Origin of the sequence: Dickeya poaceiphila (genome assembly GCF_007858975.2) — a bacterium.
GTDB lineage: Bacteria > Pseudomonadota > Gammaproteobacteria > Enterobacterales > Enterobacteriaceae > Dickeya > Dickeya poaceiphila.
In genome coordinates, this window is sequence record NZ_CP042220.2 from 226325 (window position 1) to 242863 (window position 16539).

At 52.1% G+C, this 16539-nt stretch carries 13 protein-coding genes, 1 rRNA gene and 1 riboswitch; of the genes, 10 read left to right on the forward strand and 4 right to left on the reverse strand.

What is annotated here, in order from left to right; all coding sequences use genetic code 11:
* Nucleotides 1-62: 62 nt before the first annotated feature.
* On the forward strand, nt 63-278 hold the full coding sequence (gene rpmE, locus Dpoa569_RS00975; protein WP_033569030.1) for a 50S ribosomal protein L31: 216 nt from the start codon (nt 63-65) through the stop codon (nt 276-278).
* 116 nt (nt 279-394) lie between these two features.
* Here the strand turns inward: rpmE and metJ are convergent, their stop codons facing one another.
* Nucleotides 395-712 carry a met regulon transcriptional regulator MetJ gene (gene metJ / locus Dpoa569_RS00980; protein ID WP_042867792.1) on the reverse strand — a complete coding sequence of 106 codons (318 nt, stop codon included), beginning with the start codon at nt 710-712 and terminating at the stop codon, nt 395-397.
* Nucleotides 713-901: 189 nt separating this feature from the next.
* On the opposite strand from metJ, the gene metB reads away from it, so the two are divergent.
* From metB to metF, 3 genes are all read left to right on the forward strand, one after another.
* Nucleotides 902-2062 carry a cystathionine gamma-synthase gene (gene metB, locus Dpoa569_RS00985; protein ID WP_042867795.1) on the forward strand — a complete coding sequence of 387 codons (1161 nt, stop codon included), beginning with the start codon at nt 902-904 and terminating at the stop codon, nt 2060-2062.
* Nucleotides 2063-2064: 2 nt separating this feature from the next.
* The gene (locus Dpoa569_RS00990; RefSeq protein ID WP_042867797.1) at nt 2065-4500 is read left to right on the forward strand and encodes a bifunctional aspartate kinase/homoserine dehydrogenase II; all 2436 of its coding nucleotides are present in this window, start codon (nt 2065-2067) and stop codon (nt 4498-4500) included.
* A gap of 349 nt (nt 4501-4849) precedes the next feature.
* Nucleotides 4850-5746 (forward strand): methylenetetrahydrofolate reductase, encoded by an 897-nt coding sequence (gene metF, locus Dpoa569_RS00995; protein ID WP_042867799.1) that lies wholly within the window; start codon nt 4850-4852, stop codon nt 5744-5746.
* A 130-nt stretch (nt 5747-5876) separates the two neighbouring features.
* On the opposite strand, the gene Dpoa569_RS01000 is transcribed toward metF, so the two are convergent.
* On the reverse strand, nt 5877-6608 hold the full coding sequence (locus tag Dpoa569_RS01000) for a glutathione peroxidase (protein ID WP_042867801.1): 732 nt from the start codon (nt 6606-6608) through the stop codon (nt 5877-5879).
* A gap of 162 nt (nt 6609-6770) precedes the next feature.
* On the opposite strand from Dpoa569_RS01000, the gene oxyR reads away from it, so the two are divergent.
* The gene (oxyR, locus tag Dpoa569_RS01005) at nt 6771-7688 is read left to right on the forward strand and encodes a DNA-binding transcriptional regulator OxyR (RefSeq protein WP_042867803.1); all 918 of its coding nucleotides are present in this window, start codon (nt 6771-6773) and stop codon (nt 7686-7688) included.
* 49 nt (nt 7689-7737) lie between these two features.
* Here oxyR and sthA read toward each other — a convergent pair whose 3' ends face one another.
* Nucleotides 7738-9138, reverse strand: a complete 1401-nt coding sequence (sthA, locus tag Dpoa569_RS01010) for a Si-specific NAD(P)(+) transhydrogenase (RefSeq protein ID WP_042873715.1) — start codon at nt 9136-9138, stop codon at nt 7738-7740.
* A 207-nt stretch (nt 9139-9345) separates the two neighbouring features.
* Here sthA and fabR point away from each other — a divergent pair, with 207 nt between their 5' ends.
* Entirely contained in the window at nt 9346-9984 is a 639-nt protein-coding gene (fabR, locus tag Dpoa569_RS01015; protein ID WP_042867805.1) for an HTH-type transcriptional repressor FabR, read from the forward strand.
* Nucleotides 9985-9998: 14 nt separating this feature from the next.
* Nucleotides 9999-10370 carry a YijD family membrane protein gene (locus Dpoa569_RS01020; protein ID WP_042867806.1) on the forward strand — a complete coding sequence of 124 codons (372 nt, stop codon included), beginning with the start codon at nt 9999-10001 and terminating at the stop codon, nt 10368-10370.
* Nucleotides 10371-10382: 12 nt separating this feature from the next.
* On the opposite strand, the gene trmA is transcribed toward Dpoa569_RS01020, so the two are convergent.
* Entirely contained in the window at nt 10383-11486 is a 1104-nt protein-coding gene (trmA, locus tag Dpoa569_RS01025; RefSeq protein ID WP_042867807.1) for a tRNA (uridine(54)-C5)-methyltransferase TrmA, read from the reverse strand.
* A gap of 150 nt (nt 11487-11636) precedes the next feature.
* A riboswitch (cobalamin riboswitch) is annotated at nt 11637-11837 on the forward strand.
* A gap of 72 nt (nt 11838-11909) precedes the next feature.
* On the opposite strand from trmA, the gene btuB reads away from it, so the two are divergent.
* From btuB to Dpoa569_RS01040, 3 genes are all read left to right on the forward strand, one after another.
* Nucleotides 11910-13793 carry a TonB-dependent vitamin B12 receptor BtuB gene (btuB, locus tag Dpoa569_RS01030; protein WP_042867809.1) on the forward strand — a complete coding sequence of 628 codons (1884 nt, stop codon included), beginning with the start codon at nt 11910-11912 and terminating at the stop codon, nt 13791-13793.
* Nucleotides 13738-14610: a glutamate racemase gene (gene murI, locus Dpoa569_RS01035; protein ID WP_042867810.1), complete on the forward strand. Its 873-nt coding sequence runs from the start codon at nt 13738-13740 to the stop codon at nt 14608-14610. Before btuB ends, murI begins: the two co-directional genes overlap by 56 nt.
* 340 nt (nt 14611-14950) lie before the next feature.
* Nucleotides 14951-16492: ribosomal RNA gene (locus Dpoa569_RS01040) — 16S ribosomal RNA — on the forward strand.
* Nucleotides 16493-16539: the final 47 nt, after the last annotated feature.

The window sequence follows — 16539 nt, forward strand, 5'->3', positions numbered from 1 at the left end:
CTTCGTGTGGTGTCTGGCGGAACAAGGCTGGATAGCGACGCGGCCTTAAACAGAGGTTTCCCATGAAAGAAGGTATTCACCCGAATTACGTTGAAATTACCGCTACTTGCTCTTGCGGTAACGTCATCAAAACCCGTTCCACCGTTGGTCACGACCTGAACCTGGACGTGTGCGGCGCTTGCCACCCGTTCTTTACCGGCAAACAGCGCGTGGTTGACACCGGTGGCCGTGTTGAGCGTTTCAACAAACGTTTCAGCATCCCAGGCGCCAAAAAATAATTGGCTTCTGCGCTGGGGCAGAAAATCGGTTAACCGGTTTTTCTGCCAAAACAAAGGCACCTGCGGGTGCCTTTGTTGTTTTTGTTATCGTTTCCCGTTCGCGCTGAACGTCCTGCTCAGTATTCCCACGTATCCGGGTCAATCCCCATTTCACGCATGATCGCTTTGGCTTCTTCGGGGATTTCATCGCCGCGCTCTTTACGCAGGTCATCATCATTGGGTAAGGGTTGGCCGGTAAAAGCGTGCAAAAACGCTTCGCACAGTAACTCGCTATTGGTTGCGTGACGCAGGTTGTTGACCTGACGACGGGTACGCTCGTCTGTCAGTATCTTTAATACCTTCAAAGGGATAGATACGGTAATTTTTTTAACCTGCTCGCTCTTCTTGCCGTGTTCAGCGTATGGGCTTACATATTCGCCATTCCACTTAGCCATGGGATACCTTACATATTGATCGTGATAAAAACAGTCACTGGCGTAAAACACCATAATTCTAACGATTATTCCAGGGATGCTCAATCTATACGCAAAGAAGTTTAGAAGTCCAGATGTATTGACGTCTATATTCTCCGGGTTTACTCTCTACTTTTCTCTACCTCAGTCTTTCAGTCAGGAAAAGCACCGATGACGCGTAAACAGGCTACTATCGCAGTCCGCAGTGGGTTGAACAATGACGAACAGTTCGGTTGCGTTGTTCCCCCAATCAATCTTTCCAGCACCTACAACTTCACCGGTTTTAATCAACCTAGAGTACATGACTATTCCCGGCGCGGTAATCCGACCCGTGATGTCGTTCAGCGTGCGCTGGCGGAATTGGAGGGGGGCGCTGGCGCAGTGATGACCAGCAGCGGTATGTCGGCGATTATGTTGGTGTGTACGGTATTCCTGCGGCCTGGTGACCTGCTGGTCGCGCCACACGATTGTTACGGCGGCAGCTATCGTTTGTTTGACAGCCTGAGCAAACGCGGCGCTTATCGGGTGAAATTTGTCGATCAGGGCAATGAGGCTGACCTGAAGGCGGCGCTGGCGGAAAATCCGAAGCTGGTGCTGGTGGAAAGCCCCAGCAACCCGCTATTACGAGTCGTGGATATCGCGGCTATCTGCCAGGCTGCGCGTGAAGTGGGGGCGGTGAGCGTGGTGGATAACACCTTCCTGAGTCCGGCTTTGCAAAATCCACTGAAGCTGGGGGCCGATCTGGTGGTGCATTCCTGCACCAAATACCTGAATGGTCACTCGGACGTAGTGGCTGGCGCGGTGATTGCCCGCGATCCTGAGGTAGTGACGGAACTGGCCTGGTGGGCCAACAATATTGGTGTAACCGGCGCGGCTTTCGACAGCTACCTGCTGCTGCGCGGTTTGCGCACACTGGCACCGCGTATGGCGATGGCGCAGAAGAATGCGCTACAAATTGTCGAGTATTTGCGGCATCAGCCGCTGGTGAAGGCGTTGTATCATCCTTCTTTACCTGGGAATGCCGGTCATGAGGTTGCCTGTCGGCAGCAGTCTGGTTTTGGCGCGATGCTGAGTTTTGAGCTGGATGGCGATGAAGACACCCTGCGTCGTTTTCTGGCTCCACTGGAGTTGTTCACGCTGGCAGAGTCGCTGGGTGGCGTGGAAAGCCTGATTTCTCATGCCGCTACCATGACTCACGCTGGTATGTCGCCGCAGGCACGCGCCGCTGCTGGTATCTCGGAGACGTTATTGCGTATTTCTGTCGGGATTGAAGATGGTGATGATTTGGTCGCCGACCTGGACAGAGCATTTCAGGCAGCAGCCAAGAGGTAACAATGAGTGCGTTAGGAATAGCAGTAGCCGTGAAGGGACGGCAACTGCACAAATTCGGCGGCAGCAGCCTGGCGGATGTGAAATGTTATCAGCGCGTCGCCGGCATTATGGCTGATTACAGCCAGGCTGGCGATTTGATGGTGGTATCGGCGGCAGGCAGCACCACGAATCAGTTAATTAACTGGTTGAACCTTAGCCAGTCAGACCGGATTTCCGCTCATCAGGTACAACAATCGTTGCGCCGTTATCAAAGCGAGCTGATTTCTGGTTTGCTGCCAGCCGAAACGGCAGCTCCGCTGATTAATGAATTGATTCGTGATCTGGAACGTCTGGCCGCGTTGCTGGATGGCAAGATCACCGATGCAGCTTATGCCGAAGTGGTCGGCCACGGCGAAATCTGGTCTGCACGGCTGATGGCGGCGGTCCTGAATCAGAAAAACCTGCCGGCAACCTGGCTGGATGCGCGTACTTTCCTGCGTGCCGAGCGCGCCGCGCAGCCGCAAGTCGATGAAGGCTGCTCCTGGCCGTTGCTGCAACAGCTGCTTACCCAACATACCGGGCAACGGCTGGTTATCACCGGCTTTATCAGCAGTAACAATGCGGGTGAAACCGTTCTGCTGGGCCGTAACGGCAGTGATTATTCCGCCACACAAATTGGCGCGCTGGCGGGTGCCGAGCGTGTCACCATCTGGAGTGACGTGGCCGGCGTCTATAGCGCTGACCCACGCAAAGTTGAAGACGCCTGCCTGTTGCCGTTGCTTCGGTTGGATGAAGCCAGTGAACTGGCGCGTCTGGCTGCGCCGGTATTACACGCTCGAACCCTTCAGCCGGTTTCCGGCAGTGATATCGACCTGCAACTGCGATGCAGTTACCAGCCTGAACAAGGGTCTACCCGTATTGAGCGTGTGCTAGCCTCCGGCACCGGTGCCAAGATAGTCACCAGTCATGATGATGTTTGCCTGATAGAGATAGGCGTACCGGCAGACCATGATTTTGCTCGTATGCACAAAGACGTCGAACAGTTGCTGCAAAAAGCTCAAATCCGGCCACTGGCGTTGGGTGTGCATCAGGACCGTAATCTGCTGCAACTGTGCTACACCTCGGAAGTGGTGCGTAGCGCCTGGCAGGTTCTGGAGTTGGCGGCGTTGCCGGTGTCGCTCCATTTGCGCGATGGACTGGCGCTGGTGGCGTTGGTGGGGGCTGGCGTTTGTCGTAATCCGTTGCATAGCCACCGTTTTTACCAGCAACTGCGTGACCAGCCGATCGAGTTTGTCTGGCAGGCGGAAGATGATATCAGCCTGGTGGCGGTGCTGCGTGTCGGGCCAACCGAGCATCTGGTGCGTGGCCTGCATCATTCGTTGTTCCGGGCGGAAAAACGCATCGGGCTGGTGCTGTTCGGCAAAGGCAACATCGGTTCACGCTGGCTGGAGCTGTTCGCCCGTGAGCAGAGCCTGATTTCGGCACGTACCGGTTTTGAATTTACGCTGGCGGGCGTGGTGGACAGTTCCCGTAGTCTGCTGAGTTACGAAGGGTTGGATGCCAGCCGTGTACTGGCTTTCTTTGGCGACGAAGCGCAGGAACGTGACGATGATGAATTGTTCCTGTGGATGCGTGCTCACCCGTACGACGATCTGGTGGTGCTGGATGTTACCGCCAGTCAGTCGGTTGCCGATCTCTATCTGGATTTCGCCAGCTATGGTTTCCATGTGATTAGCGCCAACAAACTGGCGGGGGCGTCTGGCGGCGATAATTACCGCCAGATCCGCGACGCATTCGCCAAAACCGGGCGCCATTGGCTGTATAACGCGACCGTTGGCGCCGGGTTGCCGGTGAACTATGCCGTAAGAGATCTGCGTGAAAGCGGCGACAGTATTTTGGCTATCAGCGGCATATTCTCCGGCACGTTGTCATGGATCTTCCTGCAGTTTGACGGGACAGTCCCTTTTACTGAACTGGTGGATCAGGCCTGGCAGCAGGGATTGACCGAGCCGGACCCGCGTGTCGATCTTTCCGGTAAAGACGTGATGCGCAAGTTGGTGATTCTGGCGCGTGAAGCAGGTTATGAGATAGAACCCACTCAGGTGCGGGTAGAGTCGTTGGTGCCTGCTGGTTGTGAGAGCAGCTCGGTGGATCAGTTCTTTGAAGATGGCGAGCCGTTGAATGAGCAGATGCTACAACGGTTGGAAGCCGCCAGGGAGATGGGGTTGGTGCTGCGCTATGTCGCCCGTTTCGATAGTAACGGCAAGGCACGCGTAGGTGTGGAGGCCGTGCGGGAGGATCATCCGCTGGCGGCGCTGTTACCGTGCGATAACGTGTTTGCAATTGAAAGCCGCTGGTATCGTGATAACCCGTTGGTGATCCGTGGCCCTGGCGCTGGCCGCGATGTGACAGCAGGGGCGATTCAGTCGGATCTCAATCGTCTGGCGCAACTGCTGTAATGGTGGCGCACGACGAATCTGCGTCCTGATAGTCTTAACCCATTCTGCTTTGAAGCCTGCAATCGCAGGCTTTTTTATATCCTGGACACGCGGGTGGCAAGGGGCGCGTTTTTTGCCAATACTGAATACGTATTCCTTACATGTTATCTGTGCTTCGTCTGTGACGGGGTCGGGCTAGCCTACCGTCTATAACCGTGAATTTTCTTCATGTTGTATGAACAAACATCAGCATTGAACACGTTGAAAAGCGTTGACTCTTTAATCGGATTCGGTCATTTTCTATATAGACGTCTAAACGTATAGACGTTTATAGAAAATAACGATGATAATGGCTAATCGAGGTAAGGATATGAGTTTTTTCCACGCGAACCATCGGGAAGCGCTGAACCAGAATCTGGCGGAATTACAGGGCAGGATTAACGTTTCCTTTGAGTTTTTCCCACCGCGCACCAGTGAGATGGAAGAAACGCTGTGGAACTCGATTGACCGCCTCAGCAGCCTGAAACCCAAATTCGTGTCGGTAACCTATGGCGCCAACTCCGGCGAGCGTGACCGCACTCACAGCATTATCAAAGGCATCAAGGAGCGTACCGGTCTGGAAGCCGCGCCGCATCTTACCTGCATTGATGCATCCCGCGATGAACTGAAAGCCATTGCTCAAGACTACTGGCAGAGCGGTATCCGCCACATCGTCGCTTTGCGCGGTGATTTGCCGCCGGGCGGTGGTAAACCGGAGATGTACGCCTCTGATCTGGTTTCTTTGCTCAAAGAAGTGGGCGATTTTGATATTTCAGTCGCGGCTTATCCTGAAGTGCATCCGGAGGCAAAAAGCGCGCAGGCAGACCTGATCAACCTCAAACGTAAGATTGATGCCGGTGCCAGTCGTGCCATCACGCAGTTCTTTTTTGATGTGGAGAGCTATCTGCGTTTTCGGGACCGTTGTGTTACGACCGGTATTGATGTGGAAATCGTACCCGGTATTTTGCCCGTGTCGAATTTCAAGCAGTTGCAGCGTTTCGCCACCATGACCAATGTGCGAGTACCCAACTGGATGACCGCCATGTTTGAAGGTCTGGATGACGACCCGGAAACCCGCAAGATGGTCGGTGCTTCAATCGCTATGGATATGGTGAAGATCTTAAGTCGGGAAGGGGTGAAGGATTTCCATTTCTACACCCTGAACCGTGCCGAATTGAGTTACGCCATTTGTCATACGCTGGGTGTACGCCCGATAGCGTCTGCCTGACGTTTTTGCTGAACATGAACAAACGCCCGTCTGGAGAGCACCAGACGGGCGTTTGTGTTTTGGGTGCTAAGCGCATCGAATAAAAAAAGGGCGGGCCGAAGCCCGCCAAAGTTTCGTTGGCTTATAAAACTTATATCGTCAGGAAGGTTTCAAGTTCTTCGCTGCCGCCGATATGACGACCGCCGATAAACACCTGAGGCACGGTACTACGTCCGGTCACGGCCCGCAGGCTTACGGTGGTGGCATCTTTACCCAGCATGATTTCTTCATACTGAATACCGCGATCCTGCAGCAACTGTTTGGCTTTAGCGCAAAACGGGCAGCCGGGTTTGGTAAACAGCGAAACAGATTCCTGAACGTTATAGTGTGGAGCAAGGTACTTCAGCATGGTGTCGGCGTCAGAAACTTCAAACGGGTCGCCCGGTTTGTTGGGTTCAACGAACATTTTTTCCACCACGCCGTGGCGAACCAACATCGAGTAACGCCAGGAGCGGGGACCGAAGCCCAATTCCGCTTTTTCGACCAGCATGTTCATCGCACGGGTGAATTCACCGTTGCCATCGGGAATAAACGTAATATTTTCTGCGTTTTGGTCCGCTTTCCAGGCATTCATCACAAAAGTATCGTTCACCGATACACATAGAACTGCATTGACGCCAAATTGCTTGAATACCGCAGCCAACTCGTTATAGCGTGGCAAATGGCTTGAAGAGCAGGTTGGAGTAAAAGCCCCTGGTAAAGAAAAGACGACTACAGTCTTGTTGTTGAAGAGTTCTTCAGTCGTCACGTCAACCCATTGATCGCCTTGGCGAGTATGGAAAGTTACTGAGGGAATTTTTTTGCCTTCTTGGCTTACAAACATTATTTAGTCCCTACTGGTCGAAAAGTTCTGTTAGGTTGAATCCGTCATTGGTCAGGACTCGTTTGGTTAGGGATATTATTAATCATCAAAAGTTGATAGGACTAATCGTTCGTTGCTATCCTATCTATCGCTAGGGGCTATCATGTTGAGAGGAATCAGGGCATGAATATTCGGGATTTAGAGTATCTGGTCGCGTTGGCAGAGCATCGCCATTTTCGCCGCGCTGCAGATTCCTGCCACGTCAGTCAACCCACGCTGAGTGGACAGATCCGAAAACTGGAAGATGAACTGGGGGTTATGCTGCTGGAGAGAACCAGTCGCAAGGTGTTGTTCACTCAGGCGGGGCTGTTGCTGGTCGAACAGGCCAGAACCGTACTGCGCGAAGTGAAAGTGCTAAAGGAGATGGCCAGCCAGCAGGGCGAAACCATGTCCGGCCCACTGCATATCGGCCTGATCCCGACTGTTGGCCCTTACTTGTTGCCCCAGATTATCCCGATGTTGCATCGCACTTTCCCGAAGCTGGAAATGTATCTGCATGAAGCTCAGACTCACCAACTGCTGGCTCAGCTCGACAGCGGCAAATTGGATTGCGCCATTCTGGCGATGGTGAAAGAGTCGGAAGCCTTTATCGAAGTGCCGTTGTTTGATGAGCCGATGAAGCTGGCAATTTATCAGGATCACCCTTGGGCGAATCGGGAGCGGGTTGCGATGTCCGACTTGTCGGGCGAAAAGCTGTTGATGCTGGAGGACGGGCACTGTCTGCGTGATCAGGCAATGGGATTCTGTTTTCAGGCTGGTGCGGATGAAGATACCCATTTCCGCGCCACCAGTCTCGAAACCCTGCGCAATATGGTTGCGGCGGGCAGCGGTATTACATTGCTGCCCTCGCTGGCGGTGCCGCAGGAACGGGTACGCGATGGCGTGTGCTATCTGCCTTGCTACAAACCGGAACCCAAACGCACCATCGCGCTGGTGTATCGTCCGGGTTCGCCGTTGCGTGGCCGTTATGAACAGCTGGCCGAGTCGGTGCGCGAGCACATGCAACTCCACATGGAACAGTTGGCAAACCAGCCAGCCTAATTAAACGGTTTGTATCATTACGTGTCTGGCTTGATCAGCCCACCGGTTATCAAAATAACCGGTTTAGGCCGTTCAGTGCTGCTACCCGATAGGCTTCGGCCATAGTCGGGTAGTTGAATGTGGTGTTCACAAAGTACTCAATGGTGTTGCCCTCGCCTTTTTGCTCCATGATGGCCTGACCGATGTGAATGATTTCGGCGGCCCGCTCGCCAAAGCAATGAATACCCAGAATCTGCTTGGTATCGCGGTGGAACAGGATTTTCAGGCTACCGACGTTCATTCCGACAATTTGTGCTCGCGCCAGATGTTTGAACTGGGCGCGGCCCACTTCATACGGCACTTTCATGGCCGTAAGCTCCTGTTCGGTTTTACCGACGGAACTGATCTCTGGAATAGTGTAAATGCCGGTAGGAATGTCTTCGATCAGGTGCGCGCTGGCGTCGCCTTTGGTGATCGCTTGCGCGGCGATGCGGCCCTGATCATAGGCGGCTGATGCCAGACTGGGATAACCGATCACATCACCCACGGCGTAGATGTGTGCCTGGGCGGTCTGGTACATGCTGTTAACCTTTAGCAGGCCGCGACCGTCTGCTTCCAGTCCAACATTTTCCAGCCTTAGCGTTTCGGTATTGCCGGTACGGCCATTGGCGTAGAGCAGGCAATCTGCCTTCATTTTTTTACCGGATTTCAGGTGAATGATGACACCGTCATCCAACCCTTCGATCCGTTCGAATTCCTCGTTGTGGCGAATCACGATGCCGCTATTCCAGAAGTGATAGGACAGAGCGTCGGACATTTCCTGATCGAGAAACGCCAGCAGCCGATCACGGGTATTGATCAGATCGACTTTTACGTTTAAACCCCGGAAGATCGATGCATATTCACAGCCGATCACCCCTGCGCCATAGATGATCACGTGCTTGGGTTCATAATCCAAATCAAGAATGGAATCGCTGTCGTAGATACGAGGATGATCGAAGTCTACTCCTGCTGGGTGATAAGGCCGTGAACCGCTGGCGATAATGATATTCGTGGCGGTTAGCGTGTCGTGGGTGTCGTCCGGGTAGTAAACGGCGACGGTATGCGCATCGATAAATCGTGCTTCACCGGAAAACAGCTCACAGTGATTACGTTCGTAGAAGCCCTGACGCATACGGGTTTGCTGACCTATCACACTATCGGCGTGGCGCAGGATAGCGGAAAATGAAGAACTGATGACGCGGGTGTTGTCGCTATAAAGCGGGTTTTGGTTGAATTCGATGATGTGGCTGACGGCTTGTCGCAGAGCTTTGGAAGGGATGGTTCCCCAGTGGGTACAGCCCCCGCCGACATTATAATGCCGTTCTATCACGGCAACTTTCGCGCCTTGCTTGGCAAGCCCCATGGCCGCCCCTTCACCGCCCGGACCAGAACCAATCACGATGGCATCATAGTCGTATTGCTGTTGTATGGACATGGTAGGAACCACCTGTTTTTATACAAGTTAATAACGCTATTGTAACAGCCTCCTGATGATAACCCAATCATCCCTGATATCTGTATGGGAACGCAGGATCACATTTTTACTATGACAAATTTTGGCGCAGTATGTAGAGAGTAAATTTTGTTATAGTGCTTCCCTTGACGATAAGGAGAGCCAATGACTGCAGGCAGGATAATGGGTGTCAGAGCACAACAAAAAGAACGAACTCGTCGTTCCCTGATCGAGGCCGCTTTCAGCCAGTTGAGCGCTGAACGCAGTTTTGCCAGCCTGAGTTTGCGTGAAGTAGCCCGTGAAGCGGGTATCGCCCCGACTTCATTTTATCGCCATTTCCGTGACGTAGATGAGCTGGGGCTGACGATGGTGGATGACAGTGGGCTGATGTTGCGTCAACTGATGCGACAAGCACGCCAGCGTATCGTCAAAAGCGGCGGCAGTGTGATCAGAACATCGGTATCGACGTTCATGGAATTCATCGGCAACAACCCCAACGCCTTTCGGTTGCTATTGCGCGAGCGCTCTGGCACGTCGGCTGCGTTTCGCGCTGCTGTGGCGCGTGAAATTCAGCATTTTATCGCTGAACTGGCCGACTATCTTGAAGTCGAAAATCATATTCCGCGCAGTTTTGCAGAAGCGCAGGCCGAAGCGATGGTCACGATTGTATTCAGCGCCGGCGCGGAAGCGCTGGATGTCGATCTCGAACAACGGCGTCAACTGGAAGAGCGGTTAGTGTTGCAACTGCGCATGATTGCCAAAGGGGCTTATTACTGGTATCGCAAAGAGCAGGGTAAGGGGTTCACTTATCCTGAGGGATAATCTGAGGAAACATCATGACTGAGCAGATAAATTCAGAGAAAAGTACGTTGGTGCTGGCGATGGTGGCCGGTTTGTCGGCGAATGGTTCCTTTGTTGCCATGTTTAGTTCTGTCGTGCCGTTTTCTATTTTTCCGCTGATTGCATTGGTTCTGTCGGTTTATTGTCTGCATCAGCGTTATATGCATCATGCGATGCCCAAAGGTACGCCGCTGTTAGCGGCGGGCTGCTTTCTGTTCGGTCTGTTGCTTTACAGTGCGATTGTGCGTGCCGAGTACCCACAGCTCGGCTCTAATTTTGTGCCGTCGATACTTTGCGTGGCGCTGGCGCTGTGGTTGGTCGTAAAACTGCGGGCTCATAAGCCCGGTAGTGATATCAATACGCCTTAATCGGTGGTGAGGTTACTGGCGTTTTTCCAGTAGCACGCCACATTCCATGTGGTGGGTATAAGGAAACTGATCAAACAGTGCTAACTGACTGATTCGGTGTGTTTGATTCAAGGTTTCCAGGTTGGCGCACAGTGTTTGCGGATTGCAGGAGATGTACAAAATACGCGGATACGCCTGCACCAGTTTTACTGTGCCGTCATCCAGTCCGCTGCGTGGCGGATCGACGAAGATAGTTTCACAGCGATAGCCAGCCAGATCGATGCCTTGCAGCCGGTTGAACTGGCGCACCCCGTTCATAGTCTGAGTAAACTCTTCCGCCGCCATGCGAATAATCTGCACGTTATCAATCTGGTTGGCGGCGATATTGTATTGCGCTGCTGCGACTGACGGCTTGGCGATTTCGGTTGCCAGTACCCGCTCGAAATTGCGCGCCAGCGCCAGTGAAAAATTGCCGTTGCCGCAGTACAGTTCCAGCAAATCGCCTGTCGCGCCTTGTGTTACTGACAGCGCCCACTCCAGCATCTGAATATTCATCATCGCATTAGGCTGGGTGAAACTGTTTTCCACCTGACGATAAATCATCTGGCGACCAGCGACCGGCAGACATTCATCCACGTAATCCCGGTCCAGACAAATTTTGGTTTTAGTCGCCCGGCCAATCAACTGTAGAGCAAAACCCTGACCGCGTAGTTGATCACACAACAGGCGGGCACGCTGCTGCCACTCGTCGTCCAGCGCTTTGTGGTAAAGCAAGGAAACGGCAATTTCACCACTCAGCGTGGAGAGATAATCAATCTGAAACAACTTGCGCCGCAGCACCGGTTCGGCTCGCAATACATTAAGCAGCTCCGGCATCAGGCGGTTAATTAGCTCGCTGGCCGCCGGAAACTGATCGACCCGGATCCGCTGTTTGGTCTGCTGATCGAAAATAATGTGGTACAGGTCATCGCCGTCATGCCAGATCCTAAACTCTGCACGCATCCGGTAGTGGCTAACCGGCGAGCGGAATACGGCTGGTGCTGGCGCATCGAAGGGAGCCATCATGGCACCGAGGCGCCCGGTTTTTTCTTCAAGCTGGGCGTCATACTGGTCGATGGGCAGAATCTCTGGCGTCATGATGGTCTCATCTAAAAAGCGGCTGGGATGATGTTGCGATAGTGATAGATCGTTTTCAGGGCGCGATTGTAGGGTATCCAGAAGGGATGTCCAGCCTTGCTGCACGGATTCGCTTATCCAAAATGGAAGTCTAGACATCCACCTGCCTCGATCGTAGCATGGGTATCCGGTCTTGCCTCGCAAGTGAAAAGGGAATCCAGTGCGAATCTGGAGCTGACGCGCAGCGGTAAGGGGAACGGGCAACGATAGTATGATGCAGACACTGTCCTGACGGATGGGAAGTCATCGTTGCCGAGCCAGTTATGTTGGCAGCACCCAAGCCCGAAGACCTGCCGGAATACGTCGCAATATTTCATGGTCATCGCGTGCTATCGATCATGAGGGTGCGGCATCCTGCCAATTCAGTTTGGATGCTTCTTAACTATGCTTAATAAAAAAATAACGATGCTGGCGGCGATGATAGCCACGGCTTTTTCAGGATGGGCGCAGGGTAGCGAAAATGCACAGCAAAATAGTAATGACGCGATGGTAGTGACTGCCAACCGTTTTCCCCAGCCCATTTCTTCCGTACTGGCACCCACGACCGTGGTGACGCGTGATGATATTGATCGCTGGCAGTCAAAAAGTTTGGTTGACGTAATGCGGCGATTGCCGGGGGTGGATATTGGGCAGAATGGTGGGTTGGGGCAGGCAGCTTCCGTATTTATCAGGGGCACTGAATCCCGCCATGTTTTGGTATTGATTGATGGTGTTCGTATGGCGTCTCCGGGTGTTACTGGAGTAATGGATTTCAGCCAGATCCCAATGTCTATTATCCAACGTATTGAGTATATCCGTGGTGCTCGTTCTGCTGTTTATGGTTCAGACGCCATTGGTGGTGTTATTAACATCATTACTACGCGGACTCAGGACGGTGGTGTATTAAACGCAGGATATGGTTCTCATGCTTATCAGCAGTACGATGGTTCAATTAAACAGCATATTGGTGCCAATACCGCTATTAGTCTGGCTGGCGGTTATGAAGGTACGCATGGATTTAATGTTTATCCTGACTCAACCATTGCGGGTGATGATCAAAAGGATGGTTACAGAAGTAAGACATTCTGGGGAATGGTCGAACATCAGTTTAGTCCTCAGGTAAATGGTTTTATCCGTAGCTATGGTTACGACAATCTCACTGATTACAATAAAATTTATAGCGATACAAGTAGTAATCGCAGTTATCTGAATAGCCGTAGCTACGATACTGGGTTGCAATTCCAGCAAGGCATTTATGCTGGACAACTGGTTGCCAGTTATCAAGCGTATGACGATCAAAACTATAATGATGCGACGGGTCGTTACTCAAACTCTGTAACACGAATTAATCAACGCAGTCTACAATGGGGAAACGTATTCTCTGTTGGACAAGGTAGTATTAGTACAGGTATTGACTGGCGTGATGAAAGAGCGGCTGCAGGCGGGGCTTCAGCGATGTCAGACGGTCAAAGTCGCTCAAATACGGGGTTATATTTGACAACTCAGCAACGTGTTGGGCAATTTACCTTGGAAGGTGCTGTACGAGGTGACGATAATCAGCAATATGGGCGTCATGGTACATGGCAGACGGCTGCTGGATGGGAATTCATTGATGGTTATCGCCTGACTGGTTCTTACGGTACGGCGTTTAAGGCTCCAACTTTCAACCAAATCTATAATACAGGTGATGCCAGTTTCCATACTGTCGGGAATACTTCGCTAAAACCTGAGGAAAGTAAACAGTGGGAATTCGGACTTGAGGGTCTTACCGGCCCGGTAAATTGGCGTGCGTCAGCGTATCGTAACGATATTGATAATTTAATCGAATATGACGATACGTCTAATCCTGCGTCTCCTTCCTATTACAACGTTGGAAAAGCGCTAATTAAAGGCGTTGAGTTTACGGCGTATTACGATACCGGGCCTGTAACGCACCATATGACTCTGGAATATATGGATGCCCGTAATGAACAAACGCAGGCTGTTTTGGAGCGTAGGGCGCATAAAAAAGCGAAGTATTCTGTAGATATGACTATGGCAGATGTGGACTGGTCACTGGCATGGATTTATCAGGGCGCACGCGCCGACAAAAACTATACTCCCTTTCCCGCTGAACCAGTTAAGCTCGGTGGATATAGTACGTGGGATTTATCTGCTGCTTATCCCGTCACCTCACATCTGACAGTTCGTGCTAGAATAGCCAACCTGTTTGATAAGAATTATGAGACGGCGTATGGCTACCGAACTGCAGGGCGAGAATACTATCTTACCGGAAGCTATAGTTTCTGATTTATCCGCCCGCCCCACGGTCCTTGTGTTTGATTCCGGGGTGGGTGGCTTGTCTGTTTATGATGAGGTTCGCAAATTACTGCCGGACTTACATTATATCTACGCTTTTGATAATGAGGCTTTTCCCTACGGTGAAAAGTCTGAGCAATTCATTATTGAACGAGTAGTCTCTATTGTTGATTCAGTGGAAAAGCAGCATCCGCTATCTTTAGTGATCATTGCCTGTAATACCGCGAGTACAATTTCGCTACCCGCATTACGCGCACGTTTTGATTTCCCTGTCGTAGGGGTAGTTCCTGCGGTGAAACCCGCTGCAAAACTTACCCGAAATGGCGTGGTTGGCCTGCTGGCAACCAGGGCGACGGTCCAGCGTTCTTATACTCATGAACTTATTTCTCGTTTTGCTCATGACTGTCAGATTTTGCTGTTGGGTTCCGCAGAATTAGTAGAGTTTGCTGAAGCAAAATTACAGGGGGAGCCGGTTTCTGAGGATACATTGCGCAAAATTCTGCGTCCGTGGCTGAAGTTGCCTGAACCTCCGGATACGGTTGTATTAGGGTGTACGCATTTCCCGTTATTGACTGAAGAGTTACAGCGTGTACTGCCTGATGGTACGCGTTTGGTTGACTCTGGCTCGGCAATTGCTCGCAGAACGGCATGGTTGATAGACCATTTAGACAATCCTAAATGCTCAACGGAGAAAAATCTGGCTTATTGCTTGTCTATCACGCCTAAAGTCGCGGCGCTTTGGCCGGTTTTACGCCGTTATGGCTTCCATTCACTCGAAAAATTGTCATTAAACATAGTGGGCGAGTGAATATTGAGCGGTCAAAATTATTTTTGAAATTAGTACTTGTCAGCGACGAAGAAGTCCCTATAATGCGCCTCCACTGACACGGCAACACGCCAGCGCAGTTTCAGCAGGAAATCAGGCGCGTATCGCTTGACTTCCTGTCGGGAAAGCATAATATATGCGACCCGCGACCACGGTAAGTGGCACTGCTCTTTAACAATCAATCAGACAATCTGTGTGGGCACTCGCAGGACACTTCACTAAAAAATTAGTGAAAGTCTTGAAGAGTGACAACAGTTAATTCATTACGAAGTAACAGTAAATTCTTTGAGCACGGTTTTCTTCGGAAAACACATCAAACTTTAAATTGAAGAGTTTGATCATGGCTCAGATTGAACGCTGGCGGCAGGCCTAACACATGCAAGTCGGGCGGTAGCACAAAGGAGCTTGCTCCTTGGGTGACGAGCGGCGGACGGGTGAGTAATGTCTGGGAAACTGCCTGATGGAGGGGGATAACTACTGGAAACGGTAGCTAATACCGCATAACGTCGCAAGACCAAAGAGGGGGACCTTAGGGCCTCTTGCCATCGGATGTGCCCAGATGGGATTAGCTAGTAGGTGGGGTAAAGGCTCACCTAGGCGACGATCCCTAGCTGGTCTGAGAGGATGACCAGCCACACTGGAACTGAGACACGGTCCAGACTCCTACGGGAGGCAGCAGTGGGGAATATTGCACAATGGGGGAAACCCTGATGCAGCCATGCCGCGTGTGTGAAGAAGGCCTTCGGGTTGTAAAGCACTTTCAGCGGGGAGGAAGGGGGCAGGCTTAATACGTCTGTTCATTGACGTTACCCGCAGAAGAAGCACCGGCTAACTCCGTGCCAGCAGCCGCGGTAATACGGAGGGTGCAAGCGTTAATCGGAATGACTGGGCGTAAAGCGCACGCAGGCGGTCTGTTAAGTTGGATGTGAAATCCCCGGGCTCAACCTGGGAACTGCATTCAAAACTGACAGGCTGGAGTCTCGTAGAGGGGGGTAGAATTCCAGGTGTAGCGGTGAAATGCGTAGAGATCTGGAGGAATACCGGTGGCGAAGGCGGCCCCCTGGACGAAGACTGACGCTCAGGTGCGAAAGCGTGGGGAGCAAACAGGATTAGATACCCTGGTAGTCCACGCTGTAAACGATGTCGATTTGGAGGTTGTGGTCCTGAACCGTGGCTTCCGGAGCTAACGCGTTAAATCGACCGCCTGGGGAGTACGGCCGCAAGGTTAAAACTCAAATGAATTGACGGGGGCCCGCACAAGCGGTGGAGCATGTGGTTTAATTCGATGCAACGCGAAGAACCTTACCTACTCTTGACATCCAGAGAAGACTGCAGAGATGCGGTTGTGCCTTCGGGAGCTCTGAGACAGGTGCTGCATGGCTGTCGTCAGCTCGTGTTGTGAAATGTTGGGTTAAGTCCCGCAACGAGCGCAACCCTTATCCTTTGTTGCCAGCACTTCGGGTGGGAACTCAGGGGAGACTGCCGGTGATAAACCGGAGGAAGGTGGGGATGACGTCAAGTCATCATGGCCCTTACGAGTAGGGCTACACACGTGCTACAATGGCGTATACAAAGAGAAGCGACCTCGCGAGAGCAAGCGGACCTCATAAAGTACGTCGTAGTCCGGATTGGAGTCTGCAACTCGACTCCATGAAGTCGGAATCGCTAGTAATCGTAGATCAGAATGCTACGGTGAATACGTTCCCGGGCCTTGTACACACCGCCCGTCACACCATGGGAGTGGGTTGCAAAAGAAGTAGGTAGCTTAACCTTCGGGAGGGCGCTTACCACTTTGTGATTCATGACTGGGGTGAAGTCGTAACAAGGTAACCGTAGGGGAACCTGCGGTTGGATCACCTCCTTACCGAGTAGAAGTGCCTGCGTGGTGTCCACACAGATTGTCTGATGATA

Bases quoted from the DNA above. Each gene is read 5' to 3' on its own strand.
- rpmE (WP_033569030.1), top strand. From the start codon at position 63: ATGAAAGAAGGTATTCACCCGAATTACGTTGAAATTACCGCTACTTGC.
- metJ (WP_042867792.1), bottom strand. From the start codon at position 712: ATGGCTAAGTGGAATGGCGAATATGTAAGCCCATACGCTGAACACGGC.
- metB (WP_042867795.1), top strand. From the start codon at position 902: ATGACGCGTAAACAGGCTACTATCGCAGTCCGCAGTGGGTTGAACAAT.
- Dpoa569_RS00990 (WP_042867797.1), top strand. From the start codon at position 2,065: ATGAGTGCGTTAGGAATAGCAGTAGCCGTGAAGGGACGGCAACTGCAC.
- metF (WP_042867799.1), top strand. From the start codon at position 4,850: ATGAGTTTTTTCCACGCGAACCATCGGGAAGCGCTGAACCAGAATCTG.
- Dpoa569_RS01000 (WP_042867801.1), bottom strand. From the start codon at position 6,608: ATGTTTGTAAGCCAAGAAGGCAAAAAAATTCCCTCAGTAACTTTCCAT.
- oxyR (WP_042867803.1), top strand. From the start codon at position 6,771: ATGAATATTCGGGATTTAGAGTATCTGGTCGCGTTGGCAGAGCATCGC.
- fabR (WP_042867805.1), top strand. From the start codon at position 9,346: ATGGGTGTCAGAGCACAACAAAAAGAACGAACTCGTCGTTCCCTGATC.
- Dpoa569_RS01020 (WP_042867806.1), top strand. From the start codon at position 9,999: ATGACTGAGCAGATAAATTCAGAGAAAAGTACGTTGGTGCTGGCGATG.
- trmA (WP_042867807.1), bottom strand. From the start codon at position 11,486: ATGACGCCAGAGATTCTGCCCATCGACCAGTATGACGCCCAGCTTGAA.
- btuB (WP_042867809.1), top strand. From the start codon at position 11,910: ATGCTTAATAAAAAAATAACGATGCTGGCGGCGATGATAGCCACGGCT.
- murI (WP_042867810.1), top strand. From the start codon at position 13,738: ATGGCTACCGAACTGCAGGGCGAGAATACTATCTTACCGGAAGCTATA.